Source organism: Angustibacter speluncae, from assembly GCF_054777815.1.
On the sequence record NZ_BAAHAF010000058.1, the window covers coordinates 30,867 to 50,490 of the forward strand.

The 19,624-nt window shown below is 74.3% G+C and carries 15 protein-coding genes and 1 riboswitch; of the genes, 7 read left to right on the forward strand and 8 right to left on the reverse strand.

The genetic code is table 11. The features are described 5' to 3' along the window. Positions 1–149 precede the first annotated feature (149 nt). Positions 150–848 (forward strand): PepSY domain-containing protein, encoded by a 699-nt coding sequence (locus tag ACYVKY_RS07140; protein WP_460434284.1) that lies wholly within the window; start codon positions 150–152, stop codon positions 846–848. A gap of 206 nt (positions 849–1,054) precedes the next feature. After that, positions 1,055–2,761, forward strand: coding sequence for an HD-GYP domain-containing protein (locus ACYVKY_RS07145; RefSeq protein WP_460434285.1), 1,707 nt, complete (start codon positions 1,055–1,057; stop codon positions 2,759–2,761). Between the two features lie 21 nt (positions 2,762–2,782). On the opposite strand, the gene ACYVKY_RS07150 is transcribed toward ACYVKY_RS07145, so the two are convergent. The 5 genes from ACYVKY_RS07150 to ACYVKY_RS07170 are packed head-to-tail and all read right to left on the reverse strand — an operon-like array spanning position 2,783 to position 10,790. Continuing rightward, positions 2,783–5,500 carry a GNAT family N-acetyltransferase gene (locus ACYVKY_RS07150; RefSeq protein ID WP_460434286.1) on the reverse strand — a complete coding sequence of 906 codons (2,718 nt, stop codon included), beginning with the start codon at positions 5,498–5,500 and terminating at the stop codon, positions 2,783–2,785. Further along, positions 5,493–7,307 carry an IucA/IucC family protein gene (locus ACYVKY_RS07155; RefSeq protein ID WP_460434287.1) on the reverse strand — a complete coding sequence of 605 codons (1,815 nt, stop codon included), beginning with the start codon at positions 7,305–7,307 and terminating at the stop codon, positions 5,493–5,495. Before ACYVKY_RS07155 ends, ACYVKY_RS07150 begins: the two co-directional genes overlap by 8 nt. Continuing rightward, the gene (locus ACYVKY_RS07160; RefSeq protein WP_460434288.1) at positions 7,304–7,882 is read right to left on the reverse strand and encodes a GNAT family N-acetyltransferase; all 579 of its coding nucleotides are present in this window, start codon (positions 7,880–7,882) and stop codon (positions 7,304–7,306) included. Before ACYVKY_RS07160 ends, ACYVKY_RS07155 begins: the two co-directional genes overlap by 4 nt. Then, positions 7,879–9,225, reverse strand: a complete 1,347-nt coding sequence (locus ACYVKY_RS07165; protein WP_460434289.1) for a lysine N(6)-hydroxylase/L-ornithine N(5)-oxygenase family protein — start codon at positions 9,223–9,225, stop codon at positions 7,879–7,881. Before ACYVKY_RS07165 ends, ACYVKY_RS07160 begins: the two co-directional genes overlap by 4 nt. Further along, on the reverse strand, positions 9,222–10,790 hold the full coding sequence (locus tag ACYVKY_RS07170) for a pyridoxal phosphate-dependent decarboxylase family protein (protein WP_460434290.1): 1,569 nt from the start codon (positions 10,788–10,790) through the stop codon (positions 9,222–9,224). Before ACYVKY_RS07170 ends, ACYVKY_RS07165 begins: the two co-directional genes overlap by 4 nt. A 121-nt stretch (positions 10,791–10,911) precedes the next feature. Between ACYVKY_RS07170 and ACYVKY_RS07175 the strand changes: the two genes are divergently transcribed. Together ACYVKY_RS07175 and tsaD are read left to right on the forward strand one after the other, a co-directional pair. Next, on the forward strand, positions 10,912–11,652 hold the full coding sequence (locus ACYVKY_RS07175) for a siderophore-interacting protein (RefSeq protein ID WP_460434291.1): 741 nt from the start codon (positions 10,912–10,914) through the stop codon (positions 11,650–11,652). Positions 11,653–11,668: 16 nt separating this feature from the next. Then, positions 11,669–12,697, forward strand: coding sequence for a tRNA (adenosine(37)-N6)-threonylcarbamoyltransferase complex transferase subunit TsaD (gene tsaD, locus ACYVKY_RS07180; protein WP_460434296.1), 1,029 nt, complete (start codon positions 11,669–11,671; stop codon positions 12,695–12,697). A 16-nt stretch (positions 12,698–12,713) separates the two neighbouring features. Here tsaD and ACYVKY_RS07185 read toward each other — a convergent pair whose 3' ends face one another. Then, positions 12,714–13,199, reverse strand: a complete 486-nt coding sequence (locus tag ACYVKY_RS07185; protein WP_460434292.1) for a DUF3817 domain-containing protein — start codon at positions 13,197–13,199, stop codon at positions 12,714–12,716. 104 nt (positions 13,200–13,303) lie between these two features. Then, a riboswitch (cobalamin riboswitch) is annotated at positions 13,304–13,531 on the forward strand. A gap of 202 nt (positions 13,532–13,733) precedes the next feature. On the opposite strand from ACYVKY_RS07185, the gene ACYVKY_RS07190 reads away from it, so the two are divergent. Next, a complete protein-coding gene (locus ACYVKY_RS07190) occupies positions 13,734–16,094 on the forward strand; it encodes a ribonucleoside-diphosphate reductase subunit alpha (RefSeq protein WP_460434297.1) in 2,361 nt (786 codons plus the stop codon). Between the two features lie 35 nt (positions 16,095–16,129). Continuing rightward, positions 16,130–17,125, forward strand: a complete 996-nt coding sequence (locus ACYVKY_RS07195) for a ribonucleotide-diphosphate reductase subunit beta (RefSeq protein WP_460434298.1) — start codon at positions 16,130–16,132, stop codon at positions 17,123–17,125. A 21-nt stretch (positions 17,126–17,146) separates the two neighbouring features. Here the strand turns inward: ACYVKY_RS07195 and ACYVKY_RS07200 are convergent, their stop codons facing one another. Further along, complete coding sequence (locus tag ACYVKY_RS07200) at positions 17,147–17,452, reverse strand: DUF1905 domain-containing protein (protein WP_460434293.1); 306 nt, start codon at positions 17,450–17,452, stop codon at positions 17,147–17,149. A gap of 84 nt (positions 17,453–17,536) precedes the next feature. Between ACYVKY_RS07200 and ACYVKY_RS07205 the strand changes: the two genes are divergently transcribed. Beyond that, positions 17,537–18,424: an intradiol ring-cleavage dioxygenase gene (locus ACYVKY_RS07205; protein ID WP_460434294.1), complete on the forward strand. Its 888-nt coding sequence runs from the start codon at positions 17,537–17,539 to the stop codon at positions 18,422–18,424. Positions 18,425–18,546: 122 nt separating this feature from the next. On the opposite strand, the gene ACYVKY_RS07210 is transcribed toward ACYVKY_RS07205, so the two are convergent. After that, positions 18,547–19,624 (reverse strand): aminotransferase-like domain-containing protein (locus tag ACYVKY_RS07210; protein ID WP_460434295.1); only part of this gene is annotated, 1,078 nt, incomplete at its 5' end.

A 19,624-nucleotide genomic window follows, 5' to 3' on the forward strand; every position in this document is an offset into this window, starting at 1 on the left:
GCCAGGCTGTCAGGTGCCGTGCTCGGACGGCCAGGTACCTGACGGTTTCGTCAGGTGGGTGTCAGCACCGCGTCATCGGGGTCGCCCAGGCTCGTCGTCAGGCGACCCCGACGGGGACGCAGGACCGACGACGGACGGAGGACGACGTGGTGGCACGACGCACGGCGGTGCTGGCAGGTGGGGCGGCGCTGGCCGCGGTGGTGGTCGCGGGAGGCGTGACCCTCGCGGTGACCGGCGACGACGACCGCGAGGACGGCGTCGGGGCGATCCGCCTCGAGAACGTCTCGGGCAGCGAGGTCGGCAGCGGGCAGGCGTCCGGGAGCGGCCAGGTGGCCGGGCTCGACGAGCTCACCGGGACGATCGAGCGCGACGCCGACGGCGACCTCGTGCTGAACGGGGTCGAGCTCGACTTCGGGCCGGACGAGTGGCTCGCCACCGCGGGCGAGGTCGTCGACCTCGACGGCGACGGCACGACCGCGAGGCTCCAGGACGAGATCGACGCCCTGGTCGGCACCGACCGCACGGTGCTGGTGCGCCTCGACGACGACGGCGACGACGGCGACGTCTACGTCGTCGACGACGTGACCTACCGGGACACGGCGGGCGGCCCGGCCCCGTGGCAGGAGGCGACCGGCGGCGGCACGACCGGCCCGGCCGCGACGGCCGAGGAGGTGTCGGCCACCGCGGTCGACGAGATCGGCGAGGGCGCCCGCGCCACCGACGTCGACCCGGTCACCGAGGTCGCCGGCGTCGCCTGGGAGGTCGAGGTCGTCGACGCCGACGGCAAGGAGCACATCGTGCTGCTGGACGCCGCGGGCGAGGTGCTGAGCGCCGAGCTCGACGACTGACGCCTCCCGCCCCGCAGAGTGTGAACCTCGCGCACGACACGCCCGGCGTGTCGTGCGCGGGGTTCACACTGTGCGGCGTCGGGGGAGGTCGGCAGCCGTCCGGGTGGATCGAATCGGTAGGAGCCGGACGGGCTCGGTGCGCCGACCGGGTGACGGCCCCCGCGAACCCTGCTCCGCGCCCCCGTCCCAGCCGATGTACTCCTGCTATGGCTGCGCGGGCGGACGACTCGGCGTCCGGGAGCCGGTGGGAGGACCGCCGGTTCCTGGCGTGGCTGCTGCGCGCCGCCATCGTGCTGGCCCCGTTCGTCGTGGCCGTCGCCGCGGTGCAGGGCGCGAGCGCCCTGTTCTCCCCGCGCTCGTGGACGCTGTGGCAGGAGCTGGCGCTGATGGTGCCGGTGGCGCTCGCCGCCGGCTTCGTGACCCAGCGGCTCGCCCGGCGGTTCCTGCCGCTGGTGATGCTGCTGCGGATGGCCGCGCTGTTCCCCGGCCGCGCGCCGTCGCGGTTCAAGGTCGCCCGCCAGGCCCGCAGCCGCGACCAGCTGATGGAGCTGCTCGCCGACCGCGACGCCGGCCCGCAGCAGGCGGCCCGCGCGATGATGACCCTCATCGCGGCCCTCGCCGAGCACGACCGGCACACCCGGGGCCACAGCGAGCGGACGCGGGTGCTCGCCGACGTCCTCGGCACCGAGCTCGGGCTCTCCGACTACGACCTCGACCGGCTGCGGTGGGCGGCGCTGCTGCACGACGTCGGCAAGATCGAGATCGCCCGGTCGATCCTGGTGAAGCCCCGCTCCCTCGACCAGCACGAGTGGCGGCGGATGCGCCAGCACCCCGTGCACGGCGCCGAGCTCACCCGCTCGCTGACCGGCTGGCTCGGCCCGTGGGCCGACGGGATCCTGCACCACCACGAGAAGGTCGACGGGTCCGGTTACCCGATGGGGCTGCAGGGCGAGGAGATCTCGCTCGCCGGACGAGTCATCAGCGTGGTCGACGCGTACGAGTCGATGACGGCGGCGCGCCCGTACCAGAAGCCGCGCACCACCCGGGCGGCACGCGAGGAGCTGGTCCGCTGCGCCGGATCGCACTTCGACCCGGACGTCGTGCGCGCCTTCCTGTCGGTGTCGCTGCCGCGGATGCTGTGGGCCACCGGCCCGCTCGCCCTGCTGACGCACCTGCCCTACCTGCGCGACCTGCAGCTCATCGGCTCGCAGGTGACCGCCGGCGTGGCGAGCTCGGCCACCGCGGCCGGTGCCGCGACCGCCGCCGGGGCCACGGTGCTGGCCGTCAGCGCCTCGGCCGTGCCGGCCTGGCACGCCGTCCAGGACGAGCCGGCGGTGCCGGCTCCCACCCAGCAGGTGCAGCCCGTCGGCGACGACGGCACCTCGGCCGCCCCCGTACCGGCGCCCGCCGGCCCCACCGACGTGCCGGTCGCGACGGGAGCGCCTGTGACGGCCGCGCCCGACGCGGGCACCGTCGTGGTGGCGCCCGTGGTCGAGCCGTCGGGCACGGTCGAGGCGACGGACGGCAGCGAGCCACCCGCGTCCGTGCCGCCGGGCCAGGGTGCCGGCAACGGCAACGGCAACGGCAACGGCGAGGGCAACGGCAACGGTCACGGCAACGGCAACGGCAACGGCAACGGTCAGGGCCAGGGCAACGGCCAGGGCAACGGCAACGGTCAGGGCCAGGGCAACGGCGGCGGGCAGGTCGCCGGCAACGGCCAGGGCAACGGCAACGGCCAGGGCAACGGCAACGGTCAGGGCAACGGCGACGGTCAGGGCAACGGCAACGGCAACGGCAACGGCCAGGGCAACGGCAACGGCCAGGGCAACGGCAACGGCAACGGGAACGGCAACGGCAACGGGAACGGCGGCGGTCAGGGCGGCGGAACCACGCCCGTCACGCCCGGCGGCTGAGGCTGGCCGGCGCCGAGCCGGTCAGGCGGGGACGGCGAGCAGCCGCTCGTACCGCGCCCGGGTGAGGAACACCAGCCGCGCGCGCTTCTCGGGCTTGTCGACCAGCGGCCCGAGCTCGAAGCCCGACCGCTCGAGCCGGGCGATCGCGGCGTCGTTGCGGGCGTCCGGCTCGCCGACCACGCGGCGCACGGCCGGGTCGGCGAACATCCAGGACGCGAGCACCGCGCCCACCCGCTCGGTGAACCCGGGGACGCGCTCGCGCGCCGGCGCCAGCAGCAGGTGCATCCCGAGGTCGCCGGGCTCGACCTGGTAGCACTCGGCGACCGGGTCGTGCTCGGGCTGGTAGGTCTGGAAGATGCCGGCCGGCTCGTCGTCGACGTGCAGCAGGAACGCGTGGTGCGTGGCCAGGCCGTCGACGAACCGGTACACCTCGCGCACCTGCTCGACGTCGTGGTCGCCCATGCCCCAGAACCGGGCCCGCTCCTGCGTGACCCAGGTGTGCACCTGCGCGGCGTCGGCGTCGGGGTCGAGGCGGCGGAACCAGGTGCGGCCGATGCCGGGGACGTCGGCGCCGCCGACCTCGTCGGCGCGGGCGGTGCTGGAGGTGGTGGTCACGGGGTGCTCCTCGGGTGGTGGGGTCGGGGGCCAGGTCTCGTCCGGCACGAGGTCGGCGGGGTCGGGGTCGACGGGGACCAGGTCGCCGCGCGCCCAGAGCGGCAGCTGGTCGTGCAGGTGCGGTGAGGCCGCGTGGCCGGACGCGCCGAACGGCACTACCCAGCGGCTGGCGGGGCGGTCGGCCAGGTCGAAGACCCAGCGGGCCACCGGGCCGCGCCAGACGGTGTCGCCGGTGCCGGGCACCGACGCGGTCGCCAGCACGCACTCGGTGTCGCCGCCGAGCGGGACGGCCGGCACCGACGGCGGACGGACGCCCGCCAGCGGCTCGAACGCGTGCACGGGGTCGACCTGGTGCAGCGCCCCCCAGGTCACCTCGCGCGGGTCCGCCGCCACCTCGGCGAGCGCGGCCGCGGCGTGCCGGCGCAGGTCGAGATCGGGCGGGCCGAGTCCGGCGCAGAGCCGCTCGAGGGCGCCGGCGACGCGTTCGTGCACGTGGGTGAACCAGAAGTACAGCAGCGGGAAGCCGTTGGGGCGCAGCAGGTCCGCGAGGACCGGGTCGGTGCAGAGCGACCGGACGAGGGCGCCGCGCCAGCGGGCGAACAGGCCGGCGTCGGTGCTGCCGGCATCCATCCGGGCGTCCCACGCGACCAGCCGGTCGCGGACGGCGCCGAGGGTGACGTCGAGATCGAGGTCGGCGAGCAGGTCCTGCAGCGTGCGGGCCGGCGCCGACCGCGTGTCGACCTGCACCACCGCCAGGTCGTCGACCGCGAGGTCACCGCGGCCGCCGAGCAGCTCGGCGATGCGACGCGCCCGGTGCCTCGGGGCGAAGTGCGCCGAGAACGGGGCGGTCTCGGGCCGTCGGTCGTTCGCTGCGACGTAGACGTCGTCGACGTCGTGCGCCGTCGGCTCCGCCCACCCGCGCCAGGACGTCCGGCCCGACCACGCCTCGCGCGGCCAGGGCGAGTCGCGGTCGGCGCGCTCGGGCACGCGTCCGGCGAGCAGGTGACGCACGCGGCCGTCCGACCCGGCGACGAGCACGCTGTTGACCGGTTCGACCCAGCCGCGCAGCGCGCGCTCGACGTCGTCGACGGTGCGCGCCGTCAGCAGCGCCCGCGCGGCGGCGGTGCCCACGTCCGGCTCGACCCGGGAGGGGGTGCGCACGCTGAGGCACTCCTCCTCGCCGTCGGGCCCGGTGCCGGTGCGGCGCACCACGACCGGGCCGCGCGCGGTCTCGAGCACCTCGACGGGCACGCCGTCGGCGTCGCGGACGTGCACCGTCTCGGTCACGCTGTGCCGCAACGGTTCCCAGCCGTCCGGCCCCAGGCAGCCTGGGACGCCGTCGCGGTCGACCAGGCGCTCGACAAACAGGTCCTGCGCGTCTGCCATCGCGTTCGTGATGCCCCAGGCGACGGTGCCCGCGTGCCCTACGTGGGCGACACCCGGCACGCCCGGGACGGCGAGCCCGGCGACGTCGACGCCGGGGCACACCAGGTGCACCTGCTGGTAGACGCCGGGGAGCTCGAGCACCCGGTGCGGGTCGCCCGCGAGGAGCGGGAGGCCGCTGCGGGTCCGCGAGCCGGCGAGCGCCCACGCGTTGCTCCCGGACGTGGCGGGGTCGTCGGCCGACAGCCACCGCAGCGCCTCGGGTCCGAGCGTGCGGGCGACGTGGAACCGCCAGAGCTTGTGCGGCACCGCCCCGAACAGCGCGTGCTCGACCAGCCAGACGCCGAGCGGCGTCCACGCCTCCCACCGTGCCGGCTCGTCGGCGACGCCGAGCGCGCGGTGCTCGTACGAGCCCCGGACGGACTGCGGCAGCGCGCTGTTCACGCCGTCGACGTACGCCTGCACCCAGCCGCGTGTGGTCGCGTCGAGGCGCGTGAACGCCCGCTGTGCCGTGTCGGCCAGCCGCGACTGCCGGGCGAACACGTCCCACTCCAGCGCGCTCGCCCCGAGCCGGGCCGCCGACGTCCCCTCCACGCGCCAGCGACCGAGCTCGAGCTGCCAGGTGCGCTCGCGCGCCGCCTCGCGTCCCTGCGCGAAGGCGAGCGCGTCGAGCGACCCCGCCGTGAGGTGCGGCACGCCCCAGGGGTCGCGTCGCACCTCGTGCGCGTACCGGTCAGCCACGGCCCGGACGCCACCGCGCGATCGGGTTCGCCAGCGTGCCGGCGTACTGCAGCGACGACGCCTGATCGGCGAGGTCGACCATCTGCAGCGTGTTGCGCAGCTGCAGCCGGTTCAGGCAGGAGTGCGCGAACTCCTCTGCGAACAGGTCGATCCGCTCGTGCAGGTGCGGGTGCTGGTCAGCGTGCTCGGCCACGCAGCCTCCGACGAGGCGCCAGAACGCGTCCTCGGGCAGCAGGCCGTCGTCGTCCAGGATCGCCGCGAGGAACCGCAGGAACCCGTCGAAGACGTCGGTGAACACCGACAGCGCCGCCGTCTGGGGTGGCAGGTCGGCGCGGACCCGGTCGACCGGTCCGGGCAGCGGCTCGGTGCGGATCACGCACACCTCCTCGCCGATGTCCTTGAACAGCACCCGGGTCGGTACGTGGCCGTCGAGGACGAGGATCACGTTCTCGCCGTGCGGCATGAACGCCAGGTCGTGCGCGAGCAGGCAGTGCACGACCGGCCGCAGGTACGCCCGCAGGTAGGTCGCGACCCAGCGCTCCGCGGTCAGCCCCGACGCGCGGACGAGCTCCCCCACGAGGGCGACGCCGTCGCGGTCGCGGTGCAGCAGGCTGGCCATCGTCGCGAGCCGCTCGCCGTCGCGGACGCGGGTGAGCGGGCTCTCGCGCCACAGGGCAGCCACCATCTTCCGGTACGCCGAGGTGCGCGGGGTCGCGGCGTCCGTGCGGTGGTGGACGTCGCCGGTGTACCCGATGGCCGCGACCTCGCGCAGCACGTCGAAACCGCACTCGCGCAACACGTCGTCGTCGCGGACGACGTCGGCCACCCAGTCGTTGATCGCCGGCGTGCCGTCCATGTACCGCGGCGACAGCCCGCGCAGGAACCCCATGTTCTGCACGGCCAGCGCGGTCTTCACGTAGTGGCGACGGGGCTCGTCCAGGTCGAGGAAGGTGCGCAGCGACTGCTGCGCCCGGTACCGCGACGTGCTGAGCGCGAGCGGGACGACGCGCTGCGCCCCGACGTCGGCGGCGAAGGTGATGCCGAGCCGGTGCTCCCACTGCCACGGGTGCGCGGGCAGGTAGCGGTAGTCGGCGGGGTCGTGACCGAGGTCGCGCAGCCGCCCGTCGAGCTCGTCGAGCAGGTCGCCGAGCTGCTCGCGGTAGAGCGACTCCTCGTCGACGCCGGCCCCGACCGAGAGCCGGGACAGGTCGCGGCGCACGGCGAGCCAGACCAGCCGCACCGGTTGCCCGGCCTCGGGCGCGTAGGCCTCGTGGTCGGCGAGCCCGTAGCCGATGCGTCCGTTGCCCGCGACGAAGGCGGGGTGCCCCTCCGTCATCGCCGACTCGATGTCCTGGAAGCCCGCGTGCACCAGGTCGGCCGACGACGGCCGGGGGTGGTGGTGCTTCCAGGCGGCACCGGCGAGCGTCGCGGCGACCTCCTCGAGGTAGGTGCCGAGCAGGTCGTCCGGGATGCCCAGCCGGTCGTGCAGCTCGACGACGAGCTCCTGGGCGTCGAGCGCGACCTCGGCACCGTCCTGCTCGCGGACGAGCGTCGGTGCCTCGACGGCCCAGTGCTCCAGCGCGAGCCGCCGGGCGCGGAAGCGGTAGGTCGAGGGGCCGGCGCGCAGCACCCAGCGGTCCGGACCGGCGCCGGGGTCGGGCTCGGGCACCACCAGGCGCTCGTGCGCGAACTCGGCCAGCGCCTTGCGCACCAGGGCCCGGTGCGCGTGCGCCATCGCGTCCGGGGTGAGGTGCGCGCCGCCCGGGACGTCGGCGGCCGCGCGGACCCGGTAGGCGGTCGCGGTCACGGCGTCCTCCCCAGCTCGCTGCGCTCGAAGTCGTCGCGGGTGGCGACGCTCAGCACGCCGGTCTTGCCGGCGAGCGGTACCGGCCCCACGACGACGAACCCGGCCTGCCGGTTCTTCGCCGCGATGGCGCTGTTCCGCTCGTCCGGCTCGACCACGACGCGGTGGCACGCCGGGTCGGCGAGCACGAACCGCATCACCGCGCCCATCACGGCCGACGTGGTGCCCGACCGCGGGGGTCCGGCCGGCGGAGCGACCAGCAGGTGCATCCCCACGTCGCCGGGCCGGGTCTCGTGGTGCGGCGCCAGCTCGCTGTGCGCCGGGTCGTAGGTCTCGGCGAGGAACGTGGGGACGCCGTCGAGCCGGCCGAGCCACGCGTGGTGGTGCGGGTCGGCGTCGATCGTGACGTAGACGTCGAGGACGTCCCGCTCGCTCGCGCCCTGCATCTGCCAGTACACGGCGTGCGGGCTCGTCACCCACCGGTGCAGCAGCGGCAGGTGCGCGGCGGGGTCGAGCGGCTCGACCGTCGCGGTGCCGACGGGCGTCGCGACCACGAACGGGGTCGTGGTGGTGGTCACCGCGAGACCCCCTGCAGGGCAGCGGCGTCGCGGACGTCGCCGGCGGCCGCGTCGTCGGGCGGCGCGCCGAACTGCTGGAACGCGATCCGCCGCTCGACCGGGTACACCTCGCGGCCGGTCAGGCCGCGCAGGATCACCGAGTTGCGGTACGCACCCATGCCGAGGTCGGGCGCAGTGAGCCCGTGGGTGTGCTCCTCGGCGTTCTGCACCCAGATGCGGGAGCCGGCGTGGTCGACGGTGTAGTCGCGCGCGACGGCGTAGCGTCCGCGGTCGTCCCACCGCACGAGGTGGCGGACGGGGTCGAGGAACGTCGGGACGCGCGGTGCGTAGCCCGTCGCCAGCACCAGACCGGCTGTGGTGGTGGTGAAGTCGCGCTGCTGCTCGACGTGCCGCCAGCCGAGGCCGAACTCGCCGCGGTCGTCGTCCCAGGTGGCCTCGACGAGCTCGCACCCGGTGAGCAGCCGGGTCGGCACGGGACCGCGCACGCTCTTGCGGTAGAGCGTGTCGAAGACGGTGTCGACCAGGTCGCCGCTGATGCCCTTGTAGAGGCTGCGCTGCTCGCGGCCGAGCCGGTCGCGCTGCGCCTGCGCGAGGCCGTGGTAGTAGTCCACGTACTCGGGCGAGGTCAGCTCGAGCGTGAGCTTGGTGTACTCCATCGGGAAGAACCGCGGCGACCGGGTGACCCAGTCGAGCCGGTAGCCGAGCTCGTGCACGTCCTCGAGCAGGTCGAGGTAGATCTCCGCGGCGCTCTGGCCGCTGCCAACCACGGTCACCGAGTCGCGCGACTGCAGCCGGGCCTTGTGCGACAGGTAGCCGGCGCTGTGCACCACCGGGCCGGCGAGGCCGCGGGCGGCGGGCGGCACCACCGGCTCCGTGCCCGTCCCGAGCACCAGGTGGCGGCCCCGCACCTGCACCCGCTCGCCGTCGGCGAGCCGGGCGTGCACCACGAACACGTCGTCGCGCTCGTCGTGCTCGACCCGCTCGACGGTGTGCCCGAACCGCACCGACGGCAGGCGGTGGGCCGCCCACCGGCAGTAGGCGTCGTACTCCTCGCGCAGCGGGTAGAAGCTCTCCCGGATGTAGAACGGGTAGAGCCGGCCGGTCTCCTTGAGGTGGGCCAGGAACGAGAACGACGACGTGGGGTCGGCCATGCTCACCAGGTCGGCGAGGAAGGGCACCTGGATGGTCGCGCCCTCGAGCATCATCCCCGGGTGCCAGGCGAAGTCGTCGCGGCCCTCGAGCACGACCAGGTCGAGGTCGTCGAGCGGGTGCGCGAGCGCGGCGAGCCCGAGGTTGAACGGTCCGGCCCCGATCGCCACCACGTCGTGCACGTGCGTGCTCACCGCTCCACCTCCGTCATCTCAGCGGCCCGCAGGTCGACCGGCTCGAGGTCGCGCAGCTCGCGGGCGATGCGCTCCTGGTCGGCGGCGTCGACCGCCAGCAGCTCGTGCCCGGCGGCCGCGACGGCGTCGAGCACGGCGCGCACGTCGTCCGACGACGCCGTGGGGTTGAGCAGCGTGAGCTTGAGCCAGGCGCGCCGGCCGAGCACGGTCTTGGCGACGAGCGCGCGACCCTCGTCGAACAGCCGCGCCCGCACCGCACCGGTCAGCCGGCTCGAGGTCGCCTCGTCGACGCCCTCGGGCCGGAACGCGAACACGACGGTGCTGAGCGTCGGTCGCGCCGCCACCTCGAGGTCGGGGTGGGCGACCACCTGGTCGTGCGCGTCCGCGGCGAGGTCGACGACGGCGTCGAACAGGTCGCCGATCGCGTCAGGACCCATGCTGCGCAACGTCATCCAGAGCTTGAGCGCGTCGAGGCGTCGCGTCGTCTGCAGGCTCTTGTCGACCTGGTTGGGCAGCACCTCACCGCGCGGGTTGAGGTAGTCGGCGTGGTGCGTGACGTGCCGCAGGGTCGTGCCGCGCCGCACGACGAGGGCACTGGAGCTGACGGGCTGGAAGAAGCTCTTGTGGAAGTCGACGGTCACCGAGTCGGCCCGCTCGACGCCGTCCAGCAGGTGCCGGCGGCGCCGCGAGACGAGCAGGCCGCAGCCGTAGGCGGCGTCGACGTGCAGCCACACCCCGCGGGGAGCGCACACGTCGGCGAGGGCGGCCACCGGGTCGATGCGGCCGAGGTCGGTCGTGCCCGCGGTCGCGACCACCGCCATCGGCAGCAGGTCGTCGCGCTCGAGGGCGCACAGCGTCCGGACGAGTGCCACGGGGTCCATCCGGCGGTCCCCGTCGGTCGGGACGACCACGACGGCGTCGTCGGCGAGACCGAGCAGGCGGGCGGCCTTCTGGACGCTGAAGTGGCTCTGGTCGGTGGCCAGCACCCGCAGCCGCGCCTGGTCGTGGGAGCGGTCGTGCGCGCGGTCGTGGTGCCGGCCGGTGTCGTCGGCCCGGCACCGGGCCAGGGTCTCGTCGCGCGCCAGCAGCAGGGCCTGCAGGTTCGACTGCGTCCCACCGCTGGTGAAGACCCCGTCGGCGCGGTCGTCGAAGCCGATCCGCCCCGCCGTCCAGGCGACCAGGCGGCGCTCGATCAGCGTGCCCGCCGTGCTCTGGTCGTAGGTGTCGACCGAGGAGTTCACCGCCGCCACGAGCACCTCGGCCGCGAGCGCCGGCAGCACCACCGGGCAGTTGAGGTGGGCCATGTACCGCGGCTCGTGGAACCACACCGCGTGGTCGAGGTAGAGCCGCGACACCTCGTCGAGCACGTCGCCGGACGCGGGGGCGTCGAGGTCGACGGCGTGCACCTCGGCCCGCAGCTCCTCCAGGGAGGCGTCCGAGCGCGGGCGGTCGACGGTGCCGACGTAGCCGGCGAGCCGTCGCGCCGCGCCCGTCACCGCGTCGAGGTAGGCCCCGGCGGTGTCGCGGGTGAGCAGGTGGGCGCCCCCGAGGGCGGGACCGGTCACGTCTGGACGCTCCTCACAATAGGTTAGGCTTGCCTAACGCGGCGGCACGCTACACGTCCCCCGCCGAGTGAGTCGAATCGCCCGTCATGTCGGGTACGTCACCTCCGGGAGGAAGCACGCGATGGGTCACGGGTGGGAAGGCGTCGTCCTGAAGGCGTTCCGCGGCAAGGACTTCCGGCTCACGGTGGTCGACGCGCACGACGTCGCGCCGCGGCTGCGCAGCGTGACGGTCGAGGACGGCGGGCTCCTGGCCGCGTGCGGCGTCCACCCCACGATGTGGATCCGGATGTGGTTCGAGCGCGACGGTCGTCCGCACCAGCGCGGCTTCACCCTGGTCGACCCCGATCCGGCGACGGGCCGGTTCCGGCTCGAGTTCGCGCTGCACGACGGGCCGGCGTCGGACTGGGCGCGCGCCGCGACACCGGGGCAGCAGGTCGACGTGACCGTGCAGGGCACCCGGTTCGCCGGGCCCGGAAGTGGGACGGCCGGCGAGGCGGACGACGGCCGGGCCTACCTGGTCGGCGACCTCGCGTCGGTGCCGGCGGTGAACAGCCTGCTCGACCACCTCGGCGACCGGCCCGCGACGATCTGGCTCGAGTACGCCCACGACGACGAGCGGCTCGCTCCGCTGCGCACCGGACCGCAGCACGAGGTCACCTGGGTGCCACGGCGCGACGGCGGTGGTCACCTCGTCACCACCGTCACCGAGGGGGTCGCGGACGCGTCCGGGCGGGACTGGTTCTGGATCGCCTGCGAGGCCTCGAGCACGCGCGCCCTGAGCCGGCACCTGCGCAAGGAGCGGGGGTTCGCCAAGGACCGCGTCGACGCCCTCGCCTACTGGCGCGAGGTCGTCGCGTCCTAGGCTCGTCGTCGTGACGATCGTCCTCGGCATCGAGACGTCCTGCGACGAGACCGGCGTCGGCCTGGTGGCCGACGGCCGGCTGCTCGGCGCGGCGCTGTCGTCGAGCATGGACGAGCACGCCCGCTTCGGTGGTGTCGTGCCGGAGATCGCCGCCCGCGCGCACGCCGACGCCATGACCTCGGTGCTCGACGCCGCGCTGGCCGACGCCGGCGTCGGCCTCGACGACGTCGGGGCGATCGCGGTCACGGCCGGGCCGGGCCTGGCCACGGCGCTGCACGTGGGGGTCGGCGCGGCCAAGGCGCTCGCCCTCGCCCTCGACCGGCCGGTCTACGCGGTGCACCACCTCGCCGGGCACATCGCCGCCGACACCCTCGAGCACGGCCCGCTGCCCGACCCGTGCATGGTGCTGGTCGTCTCCGGCGGGCACACCTCGCTGCTGCTGGTGCGCGACCTCGCGCGCGAGCCGGTGCTGCACCTCGGCGACACCATCGACGACGCGGCGGGCGAGGCCTTCGACAAGGTCGCCCGCATCCTCGGTCTCGGCTACCCCGGCGGCCCGGAGATCTCGCGGGTGTCGGTCGACGGCGATCCGACGGCGCTGCGGTTCCCCCGGGCCCTGCTCGGCGCGGGCGGCGACCGCCGGTACGCCTTCTCGTTCTCGGGGCTGAAGACGGCTGCGGCCCGCGTCGTGGAAGCCGGTCGGGCGGACGGCGGTCCGCCGGTGGCCGACGTGGCCGCCTCGTTCCAGGAGGCCGTGGTCGACGTCCTCACCACCAAGGCGCTCGCCGCCTGCGCCGACCACGGGGTCGGCACGCTCGTGGTCGTCGGGGGAGTCGCCGCGAACCCGCGGCTGCGGGCGGTGGCCGCCGAGCGCTGCGCCGCGGCGGGCGTGGTGCTGCGGGTGCCGCGGCCCGGCCTGTGCACCGACAACGGCGCGATGATCGCGGCGGTGGGCGACCAGCTCGTGCGCGCCGACCGGCCGCCGTCGCCGCTGGACTTCTCGGCCCGGCCCTCGGTCGAGCTGCAGCTCAGCCTGCTGACCTGAGCCGGCGTGTCCGGAGTCAGTGCGGGCGCAGCATCAGCGCCGCGAACACCGCCACGACGCCCAGCGTCGCGCCGCCCACGAGCACCACGGGGCGGGCGAGCAGCCACCGCAGCACCCGGTCGGGCAGCCGGCGGTCGCGCGGGTCGTCGCCCGCCTGCGTGCGCCACCCGCCGTCCAGGCGTCCCGACCGCTCGAGCCAGGCGTCCGCGGCGACCGTGGCGAGCGGGACGACCGACGAGGCGAGCACGACGAGCGAGACCGCGGGCGACCACCGCTGGTTGACCGCGACCAGCAGGGCGGCGACGACGAACGCGAGGAACACCAGCCCGTGCACGGGGCCGGCGAGCACGACGCCGAGGTCGCCCAGGTCCAGCACCCGCTCGGCCACCATGCCCGCGAGCAGCAGCACCCACGTGACCGCCTCGGCCACCGCGACCGACCGGAACACCGCCTTCGGCGGGACGGACGTGGTGCGGGCGGGGTCGGCGAGGGTGCTCGTCATGGTGGGTCCAGGGTAGGTGGCGCGGTCGGTGCGCCGACACGCCGGGGCGACACGCCGCCGACACGCGACACGACATCTGGTGTCGCCGAACGGGTCCGACCACTGGATATGGTGGCCTCGCTGGTCCGGGGCCGACTCCATCGGTCTCGGGGCAAGAGGGAACCCGGTGCGAGTCCGGGACTGCCCCGCAGCGGTGAGCGGGAACGACCGCCGTCATCAGCACTGGGCCCCGACCTGATCGGGGAGGGCCTGGGAAGCGACGGCCAGTAGGTGCACCACGTCCGTGGTGCGTGCCCGCGAGTCCGAAGACCTGCCAGCGCCCGCGCACGCCGTGCGCGGTCGGTCGCCGACCTCGAGGGCAGGTCGTACGGCACCGGGCGGACACCCGCCGGCCTCGTGCCGGCGCGCGTCCGCGTCGCTGTCGTCGTCTCCCGCGCGGTCCGTGACCTCGGACCCGCTCGCGAGGAGAGAGCAGTGACCACCACCCCCACCGACGGGACGCCCCCGGTCGAGGCGCCGGCGCGACGCGCCACGATGCAGGTGCGCAAGCGCAACGGCGACCGCGAGGACGTCGACGTGATGAAGATCGTCCGCGCGGTCGAGCGCTGGTGCGACGACCTGGCCGACGTCGACCCCATGACGATCGCCACCCGCACGATCAGCGGGCTCTACGACGGCGCCACCACCGCCGAGCTCGACCGGCTGTCGATCCAGACCGCCGCGCAGATGACCGCCACCGAGCCCGAGTACTCGCGGCTGGCGGCGCGACTGCTCGCCAACTACGTCGACAAGGAGGTCTCGGGCCACCAGATCGCCTCGTTCTCGCAGGCGGTGCGGCTCGCCCACCTGGAGGGCCTGGTCGGTGACGAGACCGCGGCGTTCGTCGAGGCGAACGCGCGCAAGCTCGACCACGCCATCGACCCTGACGCCGACCGCCGGTTCGAGTACTTCGGGCTGCGCACGGTGTACGACCGGTACCTGCTGCGGCACCCGCACACCCGCGGCGTGATCGAGACGCCGCAGTACTGGCTGCTGCGGGTCGCGTGCGGGCTGTCGCGCACGCCGCAGGAGGCGATCTCGTTCTACCGGCTGATGTCGTCGCTGGCGTACCTGCCGAGCTCGCCGACGCTGTTCAACTCCGGCACGCGGCACACGCAGATGTCGTCGTGCTACCTGGTCGACAGCCCGCGCGACGAGCTCGACTCGATCTACGACCGCTACGCGCAGGTCGCGAAGCTGTCGAAGTTCGCCGGCGGCATCGGGATCGCGTTCTCCCGCGTGCGTTCTCGCGGCGCGCTCATCCGCGGCACCAACGGCCACTCGAACGGGATCGTCCCGTTCCTGCGCACGCTCGACTCCTCGGTCGCTGCGGTCAACCAGGGCGGACGCCGCAAGGGCGCCGCCTGCGTCTACCTGGAGCCGTGGCACCCGGACGTCGAGGAGTTCCTCGAGCTGCGCGACAACACCGGTGAGGACGCCCGCCGCACACACAACCTCAACCTCGCCAACTGGGTACCGGACGAGTTCATGCGCCGGGTCGAGGCCGACGGCACCTGGAGCCTGATCGACCCGGACGAGGTGCCCGAGCTGCCGGACCTGTGGGGCGAGGAGTTCGACCGCGCCTACCGTGCCGCCGAGGCCGAGGGGCGGTTCGTCCGCCAGGTGCCGGCGCGCGAGCTGTACGGCCGGATGATGCGGACGCTCGCGCAGACCGGCAACGGCTGGATGACGTTCAAGGACGCCGCGAACCGCACCTGCAACCAGACCGCGGAGCCCGGCAACGTGGTGCACCTGTCGAACCTGTGCACCGAGATCGTCGAGGTGTCGAGCGACGGCGAGACGGCCGTCTGCAACCTCGGGTCGGTCAACCTGGCCTCGCACCTGACCGCTGCGCGTGACGGGATCAACTGGGAGCGGCTGCGTTCCACCGTCCGCACGGCCGTGACGTATCTCGACCGCGTGATCGACATCAACTACTACCCGAGCGCGGAGTCGGCGGCGAGCAACCCGCGCTGGCGCCCGGTCGGGCTGGGGCTGATGGGCCTGCAGGACGTGTTCTTCGCGCTGCGGCTGCCGTTCGACTCGCCGGAGGCGGTCGAGCTGTCGACGCGCCTCAGCGAGGAGGTCTACCTGTCCGCGCTCGAGCGGTCGGTCGAGCTGGCGCGCGAGAGCGGTCCGCACCCGGCGTTCGCGCAGACGCGAGCCGCGCGCGGGCAGCTCCAGCCCGACCTGTGGGAGGGCGTGGTGCCGACCCAGACCGAGCGGTGGGACGCGCTGCGGGCGGCGGTCGCCGAGCACGGGCTGCGCAACTCGCTGCTGGTGGCGATCGCGCCGACGGCGACGATCGCGTCCATCGCCGGTGTGTACGAGTGCATCGAGCCGCAGGTGTCGAACCTGTTCAAGCGCGAGACGCTCTCCGGCGAGTTCCTGCAGGTGAACTCGGCGCTGGTGCGCGAGCTGAAGGCGCGCGGGCTCTGGACGGCCGAGGTGCGCGAGGTGATCAAGCGCAACGAGGGGTCGGTGCAGGGGCTGACCCAGCTGCCGGAGGAGGTGCGCCGGCTCTTCCGCACCGCGTGGGAGCTGCCGCAGAAGGCGCTGATCGAGATGGCCGCCGCCCGGCAGCCGTACGTCGACCAGGCGCAGTCGCTCAACCTGTTCCTGGCCTCGCCCACGATCGGCAAGCTCAGCTCGATGTACCTGTACGCGTGGAAGGCCGGCCTGAAGACCACGTACTACCTGCGCTCGCGCCCCGCGACGCGCATCCAGCAGGCCACCGTCGCGGTGGCCGCCACCCGTCCGTCCGACACCCGTCCGTCCGCCGGCGACGCCGGCACCGAGGGCGAGGCGGTCGCCTGCTCCCTCGAGAACCCCGAGAGCTGCGAGGCCTGCCAGTGACCACCACCGTCGCCACCGACACCAGCGCCACCCGGATGCTGCTCGACCCGGGGATGAACCTCACCCTGCGGCCGATGCGGTACCCGCACTTCTACGACCGCTACCGCGACGCCATCAAGAACACCTGGACGGTCGAGGAGGTCGACCTGCACTCCGACCTCGCCGACCTGCGGCGGATGACCGAGGCCGAGCGGCACCTGGTGAGCCGGCTCGTCGCGTTCTTCGCCACCGGCGACACGATCGTCGCGAACAACCTGGTGCTCAACCTGTACCAGCACGTCAACAGCCCCGAGGGGAGGCTGTACCTGTCGCGGCAGCTGTTCGAGGAGGCCGTGCACGTGCAGTTCTACCTGACGCTGCTCGACACCTACGTCCCGGACGAGGCCGAGCGGCACGAGGCGTTCGCGGCGGTCGACACGATCCCGTCGATCAAGCACAAGGCCGACTTCTGCTTCCGCTGGATCGACTCGGTGTTCGACCTCGACGCGCTCGAGACCCGCGAGCACCGGCGGGCGTTCCTGCTCAACCTGATCTGCTTCGCCGCGTGCATCGAGGGGCTGTTCTTCTACGGCGCCTTCGCCTACGTGTACTTCCTGCGGAGCAAGGGGCTGCTGAACGGGTTGGCATCCGGCACGAACTGGGTGTTCCGCGACGAGTCGATGCACATGGCGTTCGCGTTCGACGTCGTCGAGACCGTGCGCGAGGAGGAGCCCGACCTGTTCGACGACGAGATGGCGCAGCAGGTGCGCGCCATGCTGCGCGAGGCGGTCGACGCCGAGGCGCAGTTCGCCGAGGACCTGCTCGGCGGCGGCGTCGCCGGGCTGTCGACCACCGACATGCGGGCCTACCTCGAGTCGGTCGCCGACCGTCGCCTCGCCCAGCTCGGCCTCGAGCCCGAGTACGGGACGGCGAACCCGCTGGCGTTCATGGAGCTGCAGGACGTGCAGGAGCTCAGCAACTTCTTCGAGCGCCGCGTCTCGGCCTACCAGGTGGGGGTGGGCGGCACCGTCGGGTTCGACGAGGACTTCTGACGGCGGGCGGGGCGGCCGGTCTCAGAGCAGGCGGAGGTGCAGCGTGACCTCCTGCTCGAGGCCGACCGCCTCGGCCCGGCGCACCGCGGCCTTGAGGGGGAGGACGTAGCAGCCCTTCCCGGTGTCCGGGAAGACCGAGGTGCGCCAGGTCGTGGTGCCGCAGCGCACCTCGACCCGCACCGCGCCCCAGCCGCGCGGGGCGCCGCCGTCCGACACCTCGGCGACCTCGTCCGACACCTCCGCGGGCAGCGAGACGAAGACCCACGCGTCCGAGCGCGCCTCCCAGCGCCAGGTGGTGGCGGTGAAGGTCCAGCCGTCGTCGGTCACGGGACGAGTCTGCACGCCAGGTCTCACAGCCGGCTCCCAGGCGGTGCCCAGCGCCGGGGTAGGTGGCCACCCGATGCTCCTGCCATGACCCGCTTCCGCCGGCGCAGCGCGCCCGCTCCCGAGCTCCGTCCGGAGCACTTCAGCGACAACGACTCCTACGTGCGCGCCGTGCACGACCAGGGCCTGTCCTTCGACCTCGGCACGCTGTCGACCGCGTTCGACCGGCGCCGCGCGCTCATGGTGCTCGGCGGCGGGACGCTCGCCCTGGCCGGGTGCGCGGCGCAGCCGGCGTCGTCGACCACGTCCTCGTCCACCTCGTCGTCGTCGTCCGCGGCCGCGGCCGGCTCGGTCGGCGAGATCCCGGAGGAGACGGCCGGCCCCTACCCCGGCGACGGGTCGAACGGCCCGGACGCGCTGGCCGAGGACGGCATCGTCCGGCAGGACATCCGGTCGAGCTTCGGCTCGAGCACCACGACGGCCGAGGGCGTCCCGCTCACGATCGAGCTCACGGTCGTCGACGTCGCCGGCGGCGGGACGCCGCTCGCGGGTGCCGCGGTGTACCTGTGGCACTGCGACCGCGAGGGCCGGTACTCGATGTACTCCGGCGGCGTCGAGGACGAGAACTACCTGCGCGGCGTGCAGGTCGCCGACGACCAGGGGCGACTGTCGTTCACGACCGTGTTCCCCGCCTGCTACTCGGGACGCTGGCCGCACGCCCACTTCGAGGTCTTCTCCTCGGTCGACGACGCCACCGGCGACGGGCGGCCGCTCGTCACGTCCCAGCTCGCCCTCCCCGAGGACGTCTGCACCACCGTCTTCGCGACCGAGGGGTACGAGGACAGCGTCCGGAACCTCGGCCGGGTCTCGCTGGAGTCGGACATGGTCTTCTCGGACGGCGTGGACGAGCAGATGCCCGAGGTCACCGGCTCGGTCGACGCGGGCTACGCGGCGTCCCTGACGGTCGGGGTCTGACCTCGCGCCCGGGCACGTCCGCCGGGCCACTGGACGAGCCGTCCTGGCGTGTCACACGTGTCGTCGCACCACTTCGGTGTCAGGTCCGTCACTGAACTGGGCAAACGGACAGGGGGCGGGGGTCAGGCGCGGACGGCGCGGGCGAGGGCGCGGACGACCTCGTCGGCGCGGCCGCCGGGGAGGCGCGCGTAGCCGACGACCAGGCCGCGCCGGTGGTCGTCGACGGCGTAGGCCGACAGCGGCTCGACCGCGACGCCGAGCGCCTCCGCGCGGTCGGCGACGGCGAGGTCGTCGACGTCGTCGCCGAGGCGCAGCACCACGTGCAGGCCGGCGTCGATGCCGACCACGTCGAGGTCGGGCAGGTGCCGCGCGAGCGCCTGCTGCAGCGACGCCCGCCGGGCGGCGTAGTGCCGGGACGCGCGGGCGAGGTGGCGGGCCAGGCCGCCGCCCGCCATCAGCTCGGCGAGGGTGCGGGCGCCCACGCCGTCGACCGCGAGGCCGTGCTGCGCCACCCGGCGCCGCAGCTCGTCGCGCAGGTGCGCGGGCGCGACCACCCAGGCGATGCGCAGCTCGGGGGTCAGCACCTTCGAGCTGGTGCCGAGGTAGACCACGTGGTCGGCTGCGCCGGGCATCGACCGCAGCGCGGGCAGCGGGGAGACGTCGTAGCGGAACTCGCCGTCGTAGTCGTCCTCGAGCACGAGACCGCCTGTGCGGGAGGCCCAGTCGAGCACGTCGCAGCGGCGGTCGACGCACATGCGAGCGCCGAGCGGGAACTGGTGCGCCGGCGTCAGGTACACCGCTGCGTCGTCGTCGCGCAGCAGCGACGGGCGCAGGCCGTCGTCGTCGACCGGCACGGGCCGGGCGCGGGCGCCGACGTCGGCCAGCGCGTCGGCGGGGTCGCGGTAGCCGGGGTCCTCGACGGCGACCGTGCGCCCGGCCAGCCCGAGGGCGAGGAACAGCGGGCGCAGCACCGCCGAGACGCCTGGCACGAGCAGCACGTCGTCGGGGTCGGCGACCACGCCGCGGGTGCGGCGCAGGTGGTCGGCGAGGGCCTCGCGCAGCGGCAGCGCCGCCCGGGGCCCCGGGAAGTGCGCACCCACCGGCTCGGACGCCGCCCGCCGCCAGGCCCGGCGCCAGTCGACGTCGTCGAGCAGCGCGGTGTCGGGGCTCGACGGCTCCAGCGACCAGCGCGCCGGGGCC